At 64.1% G+C, this 14,765-nt stretch carries 13 protein-coding genes; 1 reads left to right on the forward strand and 12 read right to left on the reverse strand.

Translation table 11 applies throughout. From position 1 onward, the window contains the following. Window positions 1-112: 112 nt before the first annotated feature. Window positions 113-1,615, reverse strand: a complete 1,503-nt coding sequence (locus FQ755_RS11490) for an EAL and HDOD domain-containing protein (protein WP_144154137.1) — start codon at window positions 1,613-1,615, stop codon at window positions 113-115. Between the two features lie 296 nt (window positions 1,616-1,911). Here FQ755_RS11490 and FQ755_RS11495 point away from each other — a divergent pair, with 296 nt between their 5' ends. After that, complete coding sequence (locus tag FQ755_RS11495; protein WP_144154139.1) at window positions 1,912-2,649, forward strand: acetoacetate decarboxylase; 738 nt, start codon at window positions 1,912-1,914, stop codon at window positions 2,647-2,649. A 138-nt stretch (window positions 2,650-2,787) separates the two neighbouring features. Here the strand turns inward: FQ755_RS11495 and FQ755_RS11500 are convergent, their stop codons facing one another. The 11 genes from FQ755_RS11500 to FQ755_RS11550 all read right to left on the reverse strand — a co-directional run bounded on the left by FQ755_RS11500 (window position 2,788) and on the right by FQ755_RS11550 (window position 14,525). Then, window positions 2,788-3,582 carry an ABC transporter substrate-binding protein gene (locus FQ755_RS11500; protein WP_144154141.1) on the reverse strand — a complete coding sequence of 265 codons (795 nt, stop codon included), beginning with the start codon at window positions 3,580-3,582 and terminating at the stop codon, window positions 2,788-2,790. Between the two features lie 219 nt (window positions 3,583-3,801). Then, on the reverse strand, window positions 3,802-4,848 hold the full coding sequence (astE, locus tag FQ755_RS11505; protein ID WP_144154143.1) for a succinylglutamate desuccinylase: 1,047 nt from the start codon (window positions 4,846-4,848) through the stop codon (window positions 3,802-3,804). Then, on the reverse strand, window positions 4,832-6,172 hold the full coding sequence (gene astB / locus FQ755_RS11510) for an N-succinylarginine dihydrolase (RefSeq protein ID WP_144154145.1): 1,341 nt from the start codon (window positions 6,170-6,172) through the stop codon (window positions 4,832-4,834). Before astB ends, astE begins: the two co-directional genes overlap by 17 nt. Before the next feature lie 9 nt (window positions 6,173-6,181). Further along, window positions 6,182-7,645, reverse strand: coding sequence for a succinylglutamate-semialdehyde dehydrogenase (gene astD / locus FQ755_RS11515; protein WP_144154147.1), 1,464 nt, complete (start codon window positions 7,643-7,645; stop codon window positions 6,182-6,184). A 2-nt stretch (window positions 7,646-7,647) separates the two neighbouring features. Then, window positions 7,648-8,688 carry an arginine N-succinyltransferase gene (gene astA / locus FQ755_RS11520; protein WP_144154149.1) on the reverse strand — a complete coding sequence of 347 codons (1,041 nt, stop codon included), beginning with the start codon at window positions 8,686-8,688 and terminating at the stop codon, window positions 7,648-7,650. Further along, complete coding sequence (gene aruF, locus FQ755_RS11525; RefSeq protein WP_144154151.1) at window positions 8,685-9,746, reverse strand: arginine/ornithine succinyltransferase subunit alpha; 1,062 nt, start codon at window positions 9,744-9,746, stop codon at window positions 8,685-8,687. The genes astA and aruF overlap by 4 nt, the downstream gene beginning before the upstream one ends. A gap of 42 nt (window positions 9,747-9,788) precedes the next feature. Beyond that, window positions 9,789-11,048, reverse strand: a complete 1,260-nt coding sequence (locus tag FQ755_RS11530) for an aspartate aminotransferase family protein (protein WP_144154153.1) — start codon at window positions 11,046-11,048, stop codon at window positions 9,789-9,791. Between the two features lie 108 nt (window positions 11,049-11,156). Further along, complete coding sequence (locus tag FQ755_RS11535; RefSeq protein ID WP_144154155.1) at window positions 11,157-12,197, reverse strand: GlxA family transcriptional regulator; 1,041 nt, start codon at window positions 12,195-12,197, stop codon at window positions 11,157-11,159. Between the two features lie 35 nt (window positions 12,198-12,232). Further along, complete coding sequence (locus tag FQ755_RS11540; protein ID WP_144154157.1) at window positions 12,233-13,057, reverse strand: ABC transporter ATP-binding protein; 825 nt, start codon at window positions 13,055-13,057, stop codon at window positions 12,233-12,235. Between the two features lie 56 nt (window positions 13,058-13,113). Then, entirely contained in the window at window positions 13,114-13,827 is a 714-nt protein-coding gene (locus FQ755_RS11545) for an ABC transporter permease (RefSeq protein WP_144154159.1), read from the reverse strand. An 8-nt stretch (window positions 13,828-13,835) separates the two neighbouring features. After that, window positions 13,836-14,525: an ABC transporter permease gene (locus FQ755_RS11550; RefSeq protein ID WP_144154161.1), complete on the reverse strand. Its 690-nt coding sequence runs from the start codon at window positions 14,523-14,525 to the stop codon at window positions 13,836-13,838. Window positions 14,526-14,765 lie beyond the last annotated feature (240 nt).

The following is a 14,765-nucleotide window of genomic DNA, read 5'->3' on the forward strand; positions in this document are numbered from 1 at the left end:
GGGTAAGCAGTCCGGCTTCCTGCCGGGCTGAAGCGCCGCGCACCGGAGTTCGGACGCGCCGCCTCCTTCACCGCCTTGTCGAGATTAGTCCACCGGGTTTAGTCCGCCGGGTCTAGTCTTCGATACGCTCCAACCCTTTTGCTTCGGCGCTGCGATCCGCAACGCCAGCCCACGCCGCCGCGGCCAGCCCCAGCTCCGCGACGTCGCTCACCGTCAACGGCGCGAGCCGCACGCACGCGGCTTCGATCTCCGTCCACGCGCCGCGCTCGAGCGCATCCACGGCGGACAGCAGCAGGCCCAGCACGCCTTCGCGATGCAAGATGGCCGATTGAATCGGCTTCGACAAGGTCAGCACATTGAGCGTGTTTTCCAGCGACCCGCCGAACACCGCATCCACGAATGAAAACACGCCGGTCAGGAAGGCCGCGTCGGCCTCGTCGCGGCCGGCTTCCGGCAGACGCAGCACAGCCAGTTCCATGAAGCGCGCGCGAGTGGCAGCCAGTTGCAGCAAGGGGTCATCTTCAAGCGCGACCTTGCGGCCGTCCGCGTAGAGCAGCAGTTGCGTCCAGCGGGCAATCCGGTTCGTGCCGGTGGCGTTGATCGCCTCGCGCAGCGTCGTCACCTTATGGCCGACCGCGAGACCACTCGAATTGGCCAGCTTCATCAGGTGCATCACCAGCACCGGGTTCAGCTTCAGCTCCGCCTCCAGTTGCGCCACGGTCGGGTCGCCCGCCAGCAATTGCAGCAGATTCAGCAACGCGTGACGCGGCGCACTCACGCGCCGCAAGGTGGCCGTGTGCGCGCGAGCAAAGAAATAGCCCTGGAATTTGTCGAAGCCGAGACTCTGGGCCGTTTCGAAATCCGCCTGAATGTCGATGCCGTCGGCGATCAACAACTTGCCCGCCGACTTCAGCACCGTGGAGAGCTTCGGCAACAGCGCGCGCGCGATATGCGGGAAGTCGATCTTGACGCCCTCGGCATACGGCAGCAGGCGAGCAAAGGTATCGTTGGGCACCTTCACGGCGTCGAGCACGAAGCGGTAGCGGCGTGCATGCAAGACGACGATGCGCGCGATCAGCTCGTCGTCCACCGCGATATCCGGCTGGATCTCGAACATGAAGCGCTCGGCCGGTACGCGTTCGATTGCGTCGTCGAACAGCATCTCGCGGCTCACGTCGAGATAGCCGGGATGGCCGTTCAGCGCGCCGCGCATGTTCGAATGCAACAAGGCGGCGACGATGGTTTGCGTCACCGTGGGCGGTGCGGCGGGACGCAGTTCGACGCCGGGGTCCGCTGCATCGGCTGCATCGGCTGCGCCGGCCGCATCGGCACTTGCATCGGCTGCGGCGTCCGTAGCCTTAGGCGCCCCGGACGACGCCGCCTGTGCCGATTGCGCCGATTGCGCCAATTGCGCGGCTGATTCGGCCGGAGCGCCATCCGCGCCCTCTGGCACCGGCGGTTTGTCCACGCAGTAGAGCTTGAGTTCGAAGCCGCATAGCATCCCGTCCCGATCGAGGATCGGCTGGCGGGCGAAACAGGCTGTGACTGATGCGCCGTCCGTCGTGCCGGGCATAGCGCCAGGCCGGCTAGGATCGTCGACTTCGATGCTGGTCATTCAAACTCCCCCGGTAAGCGCGGTGGCGCTTACTGCTGTTTTCTGTTCTGACTTGCGGCGTGATCGCGCCCGAAATTCAAGCGCGACGCGGCTGCGAACGCCGCCAGGCGCCACTTTGCGACGCCCGCCGATTTTAGCGCAGGCCGCAGCAATCGGGCATGGCAAGCCGGAAATTTCAGAAAATATTCAATTCCCCGTTCGAGACTGCGAGCGTCACGCGAATCGACGATACTCTTCTTGTGCAGTGCAGAAGCGTTCCAACCCGCGCAATCCTCGCTTAACCACCAAGGAAAACCATGGACGTCAAAAGCGTGCTAGAAAATGCCTTCGCCATGCCGATTACGAGCCCGGCGTTCCCGATCGGCCCCTACCGGTTCATCAACCGGGAATTCCTGATCATCACCTACCGCACCGACCCGGCCAAGCTGCGCGCCGTCGTACCGGAGCCGCTGGAAGTGGGCGAGCCGCTGGTGCACTACGAGTTCATTCGCATGCCCGATTCGACCGGCTTCGGTGACTACACCGAAAGCGGTCAGGTCATCCCGGTGTCATACAACGGCGTCGCGGGCAGCTATACGCTGGCGATGTACCTCGACGACCATCCGCCGATCGCGGGCGGCCGCGAACTGTGGGGCTTTCCGAAGAAGCTCGCCAAACCGGTGCTCGAAGTGCATACCGACACGCTGGTCGGCACGCTCGATTACGGTCCCGTGCGCATCGCCACCGGCACGATGGGCTACAAGCATCGCCAGCTCGATCTGGCGCAGCAGAAAAAGCGCCTCGAAGCGCCCAACTTCCTGCTCAAGGTGATGCCGCATGTCGACGGCACCGCGCGCATCTGCGAACTGGTGCGCTTCTATCTGCAGGATATCGACCTCAAGGGCGCATGGACCGGCCCTGCTTCGCTGCAGCTCTCACCGCACGCGCTCGCACCGGTGGCCGAGCTGCCGGTGCTGGAGATTGTCGAAGCGCGTCATCTCGTGGCGGATCTGACGCTCGGGCTGGGTGAAGTGGCGTTCGATTATCTGAAGTAGTTTGAGCGGAGGCGGCGCCCTTCAAAGCATGAGACGTGGCGCGTATTAACGCATTATCGGACGCATCAAAGACAACGGCCGCAAACGCGGCCGTTGTCTTATCGGCTGCCGGCGTGACGCCGTAGCGCGAGAACCGTCTTACTTCACCACCACCTTGACGCTGAAATACTTCGCCGCCAGACGGTCGATCGTGCCGTCCGCCTTCAGCTCTTTCAGCGCTTCGTTGAGCGCGTCCTTGAGCGGCTTGTCACTCTTGCGAAGGCCAAAGCCGACGCCACCGCCCAGCAGCTTCGCGTCGCTGACCGCCGGCCCGGCGAATTCGAAGCCCGCGCCTTGCGGACGCATCAAAAAGCCCTTCGATGCCGCTTCGGCGTCCTGGAATGCCGCGTCAAGACGGCCCGAGGCCAGGTCCGCGTAGATCTGGTCCTGGGTCTGATACGGCACGACGTCGACGCCAGCCGGCGCCCAGATCGCCTTCGCATACGTCTCCTGGATCGTGCCCTGCAGCACGCCCACATGCTTGCCTTTCAGCGAGGCCGGCGTGGGCAGCAGGCCGCTGCCCTTCTTCGCGATCATCTGGTTGGGGATGGTGTAGATCGGGTCGGTGAAGTCGATCGCTTCGCGGCGCTGCTCGGTGATGGTCATATCCGAGTTGATCGCATTGAATTTGCGCGCCTGCAAGGCGGGGATCAGACCGTCGAACGAATTCTCGACCCACACGCACTTCGCCTTGAGTTTGGCGCATACCGCATTGCCGATGTCGATGTCGAAACCTTGCAGCTCGCCGGCCGGCGTCTTCGATTCGAACGGCGCATAGGATGCCTCGACGCCAAAGCGGATTTCCTTGATGTCGGCGGCCGACGCGTTGCCCGCAGTCGCAGTCGCCGACGCAAAGACGGCCAGCGCGGCCATGTTTCGCCAATTCATTTTCATTCGATGTCTTCCTCTACTGGTATGAAATCAAACAGAGCTGAATCCGCGCGACATGATTGCCGCGCCAGATACGCGATTCAAACTCGCGCGGCGGCTGTCATGCAGCACAGCCGCCGCGAGGGCGGGATTGTACAGGGCTGGGAAACCGGTGCCACGGTGCGAGGTGCCGCGGTGCGCCGCGTGGATGCACCGAAGGGACTTAAGCAGACATAAGCAGACCTAAGCAAGCGCGGCCAGCGTCTCCCCGGTCGTCTCCACCACTAGCAAACCCGCGCGCAAACCCGGCTTGACCGTGGGATTCGGAAACACGATGCGCTCTTCCGCGTGATGCACCTCGTAGCGATACTCGCCATCGCGCGCCAGCAGGGTGCCCTGTTCATAGGGCGTGAAATTCGCCACGTCCGCGGCCACCAGCAGTTCGAACGCTTCGCTCTGCTTCGTCAGTTGATCGATCACGGTAAACACGCGCGGCAACGGAGCCGCCGCATCTCCTTCGACGCCTGCCAGCAGATGACGCAGCGCCTTGTCCGTGCCCGCAAAGCGCGTCAGATCGTTCTGGCCGAACGGCCTCACCTTGCCGAGTTCGAGCGTGCAGGCTTCGGCGCCGCACACCTCGGCGGTGAAATGCGAATACGTGTTGCCTTTGGTGGTGTGCAGCAGCACGGCCGCAATCGATGCATCGCGCAGCCATTCGAACATCGCCCGCGAGAGCGGCGCGCCCGTATGCGGCAGCAGCGCGAACTGCTCGAACACGGAAGCGCGGATGGCCGTGTGCATGTCGATGTGCCAGCGCGCACCAGGTGCACCCGAGGCATTGCAGAAGAACTGCGTGGCCGCCTGTTCCAACGCTGCGGCGCGCGGCGCTTCGTGACTATGCGGCGTCTGTTGGTGGCGGCCGCTGAAGAGGCGGTTCAGATCGTCGTCGAGATAACGGCAGGCCGAGCGCATCGCGTCGATGTTGCCGAGGATCACCAGCAGACGGCATGCGAGCGGCGCCTGCCCTTCGGCGATATCCCGCACCAGCAGCGAGAGCAATTCGATCGGCGCGGTTTCATCGCCATGGACACCGGCGGAGGCAAGCACGCTGCGCACGCCGGTCGAAGCCGCCGGTTCGAATTGCAAAATGCCGTCGTCCAGCCACGTCCAGCGCACGCCGTTCGCGCAGACACCCTGCGCCTCGTCCGCAGCCGGACGCGTTCCCGCCAGCGTGTACGCAAGAAAATCGTCGAGTAGTGCGTTCATGCCGTGCTCAGCGCTGGAAGTCATACAGCGAACCGAGGCCGAGAATCTGCGTCAACTCGTCGAGCGCCGTGCGCGATTCGAGCAACAGGCTCGGGTCGGTCAGATCAGCCGGCGCGAGACGATCGCGGTAATGCTTTTCGATCCATGCATCGAGCTGTCCGAACAGCGCATCGTTGATCCACACGCCGGAGCTCACTGCCGCCCGTTCCGCATCATTTAATACCACCCGCAGACGCAGGCACGCCGGGCCACCGCCATTTTTCATACTCTCGCGCAGATCGAATACCAGCACGTCGTCGATCGGGCCGCTACGCGATGTCAGGCTATCCAGATAATCGGCCACGCGTGCGTTCTCGCGGCACTCCTGCGGCACCACCAGCACCTGCTTGCCGTCCGGGCGCGTCAGCAGCTGGCTGTTGAACAGATACGACGTCACCGCATCCGCCACGCGCACCTGCGCGTCCGGCACTTCGATGACGTCGAACGTCGCGTTGAGCCCGGCGAGTTTGGTGCGCAACTCGTCGTACACGGCCGTCTGATCGACGAACGCGAGTTCATGGCAGAACAGCGTGTTGCGATTGCCGACTGCGATCACGTCGTTGTGAAACACGCCCGCGTCGATCACATCCGGATTCTGTTGCGCGTAGACGGTGGCCGCTTCAGCAAGGCCATGACGTTGCGCGACCGCGCGGCTCGCCTCGAAGGTCTGCCGCGCCGGATAACGCTTCGGCTCCGCTCCACGACGATATTCGCTACGGCCATAGACGAAGAATTCCACTCCACGCTTGCCATATTCCGTGCAAAAACGCGTGTGATTGGCCGCGCCCTCGTCGCCGAGCGCCGGGGTGCCAGGCAGCGCTTCATGCACCTCGAAATGGTCGCGTTGCGCGAAAATCGCCCGCAGCGTGCGGCGCGTCGATTCATGTTCGATTGCACGGTGCAGCTTGCTGCACAGATTGGCCGGGGTGAAATGCACGCGGCCGTCGTGCGTGTCGGCGGATGGGCTGACCGTCGCCGCATTCGCGGTCCACATCGCGGAGGCCGAACTCGCTGCGGCGAGCAACTCCGGCGCATCGCGCGCGACGCGGGCAATCACGGTGGCGTCGTCGCCGGAAAAACCGAGCTCACGCAGCAGGCGCATCGAGGGCCGCTCCTGCGGCGGCAGCACGCCCTGATGAAAACCGAGGTCCGCCAGTTGCTTCATCTTGCGCAGACCTTGCTTCGCGGCGGCCTTCGGATTGGCGACCGACTTCTCGTTGTTTTGCGACGCCACATTGCCGAACGACAAGCCGGCATAGTTGTGGGTCGGACCGACGAGCCCGTCGAAATTGGCTTCTGTGGCTTGCATCGTCGATCCTCAGAAATGAAGGCCCGGCGAGACACTCGCGGGCATTTGCAGTTGCGCGCTTTCGACCGAGGCCATCGGGTAAGCGCAATAGTCGGCAGCGTAGTACGCGCTCGGACGGTGGTTGCCCGAGCGGCCCGTGCCGCCGAACGGCGCCGCGGACGAGGCGCCGTTGGTGGGCCGGTTCCAGTTGACGATCCCGGCGCGAATCGCGCGCTGGAAATGCGTCCAGAGGGTTTCGTCGTCGGCGAGCAGACCCGCGGACAAGCCGAATTGCGTGTCGTTGGCACGCACGATGGCTTCGTCGAAGTTGGCATAACGAACGATCTGTGCGAGAGGCCCGAAGTGCTCCTCGTCGGGCAGATCCGCGAGGCCGGTGACGTCGAGAATAGCCGGCGTCACGAAACCGAGTTGCGGGTCGCGCTGCGCCATTGTCAGCAGCGATTTCGCGCCGGCTTCGAGCAATTGCGCCTGGGCTTCGACAAGCCGCTTCGCGGCGCGCGCCGAGATCACGGCGCCCATGAACGGCTGCGGCTCGGCGTTGTACTCGCCCACCGTGATACGCGAGGTGACGTCCGTCAAACGTTCGACGAAGCGATCACCGAACACGTCGTTGGGCACGAAGATGCGCCGCGCGCAAGTACAGCGCTGCCCCGCCGACAGAAACGCCGATTGGATCGTGTGATGCACCGCTGCGTCGAGATCCGCCACCGGCCCGATGACGAGCGGATTGTTGCCGCCCATCTCCAGCGCCAACACGATCTCCGGACGGCCGCCGAATTGCTTGTGCAGCAGCGTGCCGGTGTCCGAGCTGCCGGTGAAAAACAGGCCGTCGATCTGCCGATGATTCGCCAGCGCAATGCCGGTGTCCTTCTCGCCGTGCACGAGATTCAGCACTCCGGCCGGCAAGCCGGCATCGCGCCAGACTTCGACGGTCGCCTGGGCTACGCCGGGCGCCAGTTCGGATGGCTTGAAGACCACCGCGTTGCCCGCGATCAACGCAGGCACGATATGTCCATTCGGCAAGTGCCCCGGAAAATTGTACGGCCCGAACACCGCCACCACGCCATGCGGACGATGCCGCAGCACGGCCGTGCCATCGGCCATCGGCGCGCGCTTTTCGCCGGTTCGTTCGTTGTACGATTGAATCGAGATCTCGACCTTGGTCGCCATCGACGCCACCTCCGTGCGCGCCTCCCACAGCGGCTTGCCCGTCTCGCGGCCGATCGCTTCGGCGAGCGCCTCTTTACGCTCGCTCACCAGTGCGGCGAAGCGGCGTACAACGCCGCAGCGGTCGTCCAGACTCAACGCCGACCACGCCGCAAACGCCTGCCGTGCGCTACGCACCGCGAGGTCGACATCCTGCGCCGAAGCGCTGCGGCCTTCCCAAACCGTCGCGCCCGTGCCGGGGTTGCGCGAGGCGAAACGGTGTCCTGTGCCGGCGACCCATGCGCCGTCGATGAAAAGCTCGCTCATGATCATCCTTGTTTGTGTTTCAGCGGCAGCACCCGTACCGGGTCGCCTGCCTTCACGTCGAGGGCAGCGGCTTCGTCGGCGGTGAGACGGAACACGCCGTCCCGCACCACGCCCGCCGCCACGCCGACGCGAAAATCGCCCAGCGACGTGTTCGACACCAGCGACTTCGGTCCATCCTGCGGCGCGGGCGTCGCTCCCAGCGCGAAGATTTCGACCGGCGCCACCACGCTTTCGCGTACCGTGCGCAAGTCGGCAATATGGCATTCCAGCACCGGGCCCGCATCGAAGATATCGACATGGTTCTCGTAGCGCAGCCCTTCGGCTTCGAGCATGCGGCGCGCGGGGATCGTGTCGTTATGCGTGAGGCCAACGCAATCCTGCGCCTCCTGCGGCAACAGTTCGACGTACACCGGATAGCGCGGCATCAATTCGGCGAGAAAGGCTTTGCGGCCATGCGAGCTGAGATAATCGGCGGCGTTGAAATCGATCTGATAGAAATGCGAGCCGACCGCGCGCCAGAACGGCGAGGTGCCGTTGGCGTCGAAATGCCCGCGCAGTTCGGCGCACAGCCGCTGCGGAAAACGTTCGCGGAACTGCGCGAGAAACATGAAGCGCGAGCGCGACAGCAGGCCGCCCACGCCGCTTGCGCGATAACGCGGGCTGAGAAACAGCGAGCACACCTCCGTATAACCGGTCAGGTCGTGCGAGATGTTGAGCGCGCGCATGCGCGTCCAGATGCCGAGGTCCTGGCTCGCGTGCACCACCGTGCTCACGCGGTAGTTGTAAAACGGCTGCTGCAGACCCACTGCGGTTTCGATGCCGCATACGCCCGCCACGTCGCCAGTGGCGGTATCTTCCATCACGAAGAAATAGCCGGCCTCGTGCGGCTCCGCCTTGTCTTCCATGGTGCGGCGCGAGCGCGCGACACGCGCCGCGAGTGCATCGCGATCCGGCTTGAAGGTGGTGAGACCGGGACCGGTCTCCTGAGCGAGCGCGACGAGCGCGTCCACATCGCCCGTCTGCACGACGCGAACGACGATCATGGTGCCTCTCCCGAAAGTTCATCCGGCTGTTGCGGCGGTTGATGCAGCGGCACGCAGCGCACCGCGTCGCCATCCTGTACGCCGAGCGCCGCGCGCACCGTCTGGGGCAACGGCGCCCCGGCGTTCTTCTCTACAGGCAGCCCGGCCAGCACACAGCGAAACTCGCCCGCGCGATTGCTGGCGACCAGATAAGTGGCGTCCGGCCCGCTCGCCATAGCCGCACGCACGGCGCGCGTTTCGTTGCGCGCGACACAGGCGCTGCGCTCGATCTGCGCGGTCAGCACCGGACCCGCATCGAAGATATCGACGAAGCGGTCCGTCTCGAAGCCTTCTTCCATGTGAATGTCATAGGCGAGCAAGGCGCCGTCATCCGGCTCGCCCAGCACGCGCTGCGCCGACTCCGGCAGCAGCGGCACGTAGACCGGATAGCTCGGCATCACCTCGGCGATAAAGGTGCGGCTGCGACCGCCCGACTCGATTTCGATATCGGCGAAATTGCGGCCGAAAAACTTGCGGCCCACCGCTTCCCAGAACGGCGACACGCCGTCGTCGTCCGTCACGCCGAGCAGCAGCGAGAACACCTCGGAGGTGAAGCGCTTGCGATTGGCGGCGATATACATCATCCGCGCGCGCGACATCAGATGCGCGGCGGGCTCGCCGCGCAGCGACGGGTCGATGTAAAAACCCGCCAGCCGGCTTCTGCCCGTCAGTTCATGCGACATGGTCAGCGCGTGAATCTTGCGGTTCACATGCAATTCGCGCGAGGCGTGAATCAGCGCGTCGTTGCGAAATGCATAAAACGGTTCGGAATAACCCGCCGCGGCGACGATGCTGGCGGTGCCGAGCAACTTGCCGGTCTCGCTGTCTTCGAGCACGAAGAGATAAAACTCCTCGCCCGGAAAATCCACTTCTGCACGAAACGAGTCCTCCGACAGCGCGACGCGCGCTTCGAGCGCACGGCGGTCATGCGGCAGCGAGTGCAGCACGGGTTGAGCCGTGCGCGCCATGTGTTCGAGCGCATCGAGATCGGCGAGGCGGCCGGGGCGTACGAAGAGCATCGTCGTTCCAGTGGTTAGGGTGAAGCCGGTGATGAGGCGAGCCTAGCGCGCTGCTGCGTCAGTGGTTTCCGTTGCAGCGGCCGTGGCACCGAGCACCGCCGCGACCGCTTTCGCGAGCCGCTCGAAGCCTTCGCTCATGTCGTCGAGCGGCATCACCAGCGACGGCACGAAACGCACCACGTCCGGGCCGGCCATCAACATGATCACGCCATGCTCGCCGGCCGCAGTGACAAAATCCCTGGCGCGGCCTTTATAGGCATCGGCCAGTTCCGCGCCGATCAGGAGGCCCTTGCCGCGCACTTCCCTGAAGATGCCAAAGCGCTCGTTGAGCTTCGCGAGATGCCCCTTCAGCGCCACGCTGCGCGAACGCACGCCTTCCAGCAGCGTCGGATCGCTGATCAGTTCGACCACCTTCTCCGCAATCGCGGCGCCGAGCGGATTGCCGCCATAAGTGGTGCCATGCACGCCCACCTTGAAATGCGCGGCGAGCGCCTTGGTGGTCAGCATCGCGCCAATCGGGAAACCGTTGCCGAGCGCCTTCGCCGTGGTCAGGATATCCGGCGTCACGCCGGTGTCCTCATACGCGTAGAAAAAGCCGCTGCGGCCCACACCCGTTTGTACCTCATCAAAAATCAGCAGTGCGCCGTGCTGATCGCAGGCTTCGCGCAGCGCCTTGAGAAAAGCCGGATCCGCCGGGATCACGCCGCCTTCGCCCTGGATCGGCTCGACGATCACCGCGCAGGTTTTCGCGCCGATCGCCTTGCGGGCCGCTTCGATGTCGTTATAGGGCAAATGCACGATGCCTTGCGGCACCGGACCGAAGCCTTCCGAATACTTCGGCTGGCCGCCGACGCTGACGGTGAAGAACGTGCGGCCATGAAACGACTGCGTAAACGAAATGATTTCGTCTTTCTCGATGCCGTGCCGCTCGAAGGCGACGCGGCGCGCCAGCTTCAAGGCCGCTTCGTTGGCTTCCGCGCCCGAATTGGCGAAGAAGGCGCGATCGGCGAAGGTCAGGTCTTCGAGACGTTTGGCAAGACGCAACACCGGCTCGTTGGTGTAACCGTTTCCAATGTGCCAGAGCTTGCCGCCCTGCTCCGCCAGCACCTTCAGCAGTTCCGGATGGGCATGGCCGAGCGCCGTGACGGCGATGCCGCCGGCGAAGTCGATATAGTCGCGGCCTTGCGTATCCCAGACGCGCGACCCGAGACCGCGGTCCGGCACGAACGGGGCGGGCGCAAACACCGGCACCATCACTTCGTCGAAAGTCTGGCGCGTCACAGTCAGGTCACGGTCGTTCATGGCGAGTCCTCGTTGCAGGTAATGACGGTATAGCGTTAGTGTAGGAAACCGCGCGTGAAACGTCTTGCGCATACGCGACGGGTTCTATCGCGCTTGTGGCGCAAGCAACTACCGGCCGGTTTCATCGGGACGCTCGATCAGCGCGGCCGGACGCGGCTCGCTCGCCGCGCCGGTCTGTTTTTCGATCCAGTTGCGGCGATCCTCGCGCGGCGTGACGCCAAACCGCTCACGATACGCATTGGAAAAATGCGCCGCCGACGAAAACCCACACGCGAGACTGATCTGCATCACCGATTTGCTGGTGCGCTGCAATTGCGTGCGCGCCTTCGACAGACGCAGCCCCAGGTAGTATTTGGACGGCATCGAGCCGAGATACTGGCGAAACAGCCGCTCCAGTTGCCGCCGCGACACACCGACCAGGCCCGCGATTTCGTCGCTGGTGAGCGGGTCTTCGATATTCGCTTCCATCAGCAGCAACGCGTCGTTCAGGCGCGGATGACGCTCGCCGGGCGCGGTGACGAAGGGAATCCGCTGCCGCTCCTCGCCCGCGCGCAGCACGCCCACACCGAGCGTATCGGCGATGCGGTCGGCCAGTTCGGGACCGTGCTCGCGCGCGATCATCGCCAGCATGAAGTCGACGCTCGCCTGGCCGCCCGCGCAGGTGGCGCGATCGCGGTCGATTTCGAAGATCTGCTGGGTGACGATCGAGCGTTCGAACTGTTCGGAGAACTGCTGATACGTCTCCCAGTTGACGCTCACGCGATAGCCGGACAGTTGCCCCGCCATCGCCAGCCACCACACGCCATGATGGATGCCGGTGACGAGCGGCGTGCGCTGCCCGACCCGCGACAGGCTGGCGAGAAACAGCCGGTAGTCGGCGAACTGCTGAAACCGCTCGCTGACGACGATCAGCCAGTCGCAGGCAATCGCGTCACCGAATGCGGCGTCCGCGGGCCATTGCGCACCGCCCGCAAGGGGCACCGCACGGCCGTCCCACGAACACACCTGCCAGCGGTACAGCGCGCGGCCGTCGATTTCATTGGCGAGATTGAGCGCGTCGACAATCGGCCCGACGCCCGACATCGACACCGGCGGCAATGCAACGATTGCCACCTGCGTGGTGCGGGTCGGACTGGACGGTCGAGCCATCAGCGAAGTGCCATGCGGGAAGTGCGGCGAACGCGTTACTTGAGGCTGCCGGAGAGGAACTGCTTGAGCCGTTCGCTGCGCGGCGTGCTGAGCACCTCGGCGGGCAAGCCCTCTTCCTCGGTGCGGCCCTGGTGCAGGAACATCACGTGATTCGACACGTTGCGCGCAAAACCCATTTCGTGCGTCACGACGATCATGGTGCGGCCTTCTTCAGCGAGCTTCTGCATTACCTTTAGCACTTCACCGACCAGTTCCGGGTCGAGCGCGGACGTCGGTTCGTCGAACAGCATCACATCCGGATTCATCGCAAGCGCGCGCGCAATCGCCACGCGCTGCTGCTGGCCGCCGGACAGATGCGACGGATACTGTTTTTCCAGCCGCGGCGCGAGACCCACCTTCTCCAGATACTCGCGGGCACGCTCCTCGGCCTCGCGCCGCGATAGACCGAGCACATGAACCGGCGCCTCGATGATGTTCTCGATCACGTTCATGTGCGCCCACAGGTTGAAGTGCTGGAACACCATCGCGAGCTTGGTGCGGATGCGTTGCAGCTGCTTGTGGTCGGCCACTTCCAGATTGCCGCTGCGATCGGCCCTGGTGCGCACGGTCTCGCCATCCACGACGATTTGCCCGGCGTTCGGCCGTTCCAGAAAGTTGATGCAGCGCAGGAACGTGCTCTTGCCCGACCCGCTCGCGCCGATAATGCTGATCACGTCGCCCTTGTTGGCGTTCAGCGACACACCCTTGAGCACTTCGTTATCGCCGTAGCGCTTGTGGATGTCCTGCACGGCGAGCTTGCAGGCTTCAGTTTGAGTCGTGTGGAGCAAGTTGCTCTCCCAAGGTGAATACAGATGCGTCATGCAGCAAGCGAGACCGGCGCGACGCCGTCACGCGCGGCCCGAACCGGAGGCGCCGCCTAGCGCGGCCGCGCCGCCAGATACGCCAGCCAGTGCCGCTCGGCGCGCCGGAACAGCGCCACCAGCGCGAACGATACAACAAGATAGATCAGCGCCGCGATCCCGAACGCGCTGAACGAGTCATACGTAGCCGAATTGGCGTCGCGCGCCACCTTCAGGATGTCGGGCACCGTCGCGGTGAAGGCCACCGTGGTGGCATGCAGCATCAGGATCACTTCGTTACTGTACAACGGCAGCGCGCGGCGCAGCGCGGACGGCAGGACGATCCGGCGGTACATGGTGAACCAGCCCATGCCGTAGGCCCGCGCCGCCTCCACTTCACCGTGCGAAGTCGAACGGATTGCCCCGGCGAAAATCTCCGTTGTATAGGCACAGGTGTTCAGCGCGAACGCGAGAATAGCGCAATGGAAACCGCTGCGGAAGAACGCATCGAGCAGTTGATGCGAGCGCACGAACTCGAGGCTGTACATGCCCGTGTAGATCAGCAGCAACTGCACGTACAAAGGCGTGCCGCGAAACACGTAGGTGTAGACGCGTACCGGCGTGGACAGCCAGCGCTTCTTCGAGACCCGCGCCACCGCGAGCGGAATCGCGCCTACGAAGCCGATGCCGATCGACGCCACCAGCAGCCACAAGGTCACCGCGAGGCCGGACATACGCTGGCCGTCCCAGTAGAGAAACGCCCGGCCGAATTGCGCAAGAATTTCGCTCATGGTCTCTGTCAAAGCTCCGCGTGGCGCACGCCAATCGAATAACGCCGCTCCAGCCAGATCAGCACGAGATTCGACAAGGTGGTGATGGCGAGGTAGATCAGCGCGGCGATAAGGATGAAGAAAAACATGTTGAAGGTGCTTTTACCCGCGTCCTGCGCGGCCTTGACGACGTCGGCAAGACCGATGATCGACACCAGCGCGGTCGCTTTCACCAGCACCTGCCAGTTATTGCCGATGCCTGGCAGCGCGAAACGCATCATCTGCGGAAACAGGATGCGGGCGAACACGCGCGCCCCGCTCATGCCGTAGGCCGCGCCCGCTTCGAGCTGGCCACGCGGCACGGCCAGAAAGGCGCCGCGAAACGTCTCGGTGAAATACGCGCCGTAAATGAAGCCGAGCGTGATCACGCCGGCCACGAACGGGTCGATGTCGAATTGCGGCAGATTCAGCGCGTCGGTCAGATTGTTGACCGCGATCTGGATGCTGTAGAACAGCAGCAGCATCAGGACGAGATCGGGCACCGAGCGGATCAGCGTCGTATAAGCCGTGCCGATCATACGCAGCGGCCGGTTCAGCGAGAGCTTCGCCGCCGCGCCTGCCAGTCCGAGCAGAACCGCGGCCGCGAGCGACAGAACCGACAGCTCGATTGTCTGGATCGTACCGGCGAGCAGCACCGGACCAAAGCCATAAAGGAACACGTTTGTCTCCATCCAGGTTTGCAAAGCTCAGGCGGCGTTCGAGTGGCACGGCTGTCGCCGGCTGACGCATCCGCATTGGTGCGGATACTCGCAAGTGAAAATGGTTTGCTCAAACGGGTGGGTCATGACGTGTTGCGACGCAACATTGACTGATTCACCGCCAGCGCGGCGCGAGACCCCTGTTTTAGCGGGCGATATGTTTTTGAAGGCGCGTGGCGGCGCCAAGGTATGCGCCGCGAT

Source organism: Paraburkholderia sp. BCC1885, from assembly GCF_900996235.1.
Taxonomy (GTDB): Bacteria; Pseudomonadota; Gammaproteobacteria; order Burkholderiales; family Burkholderiaceae; genus Paraburkholderia.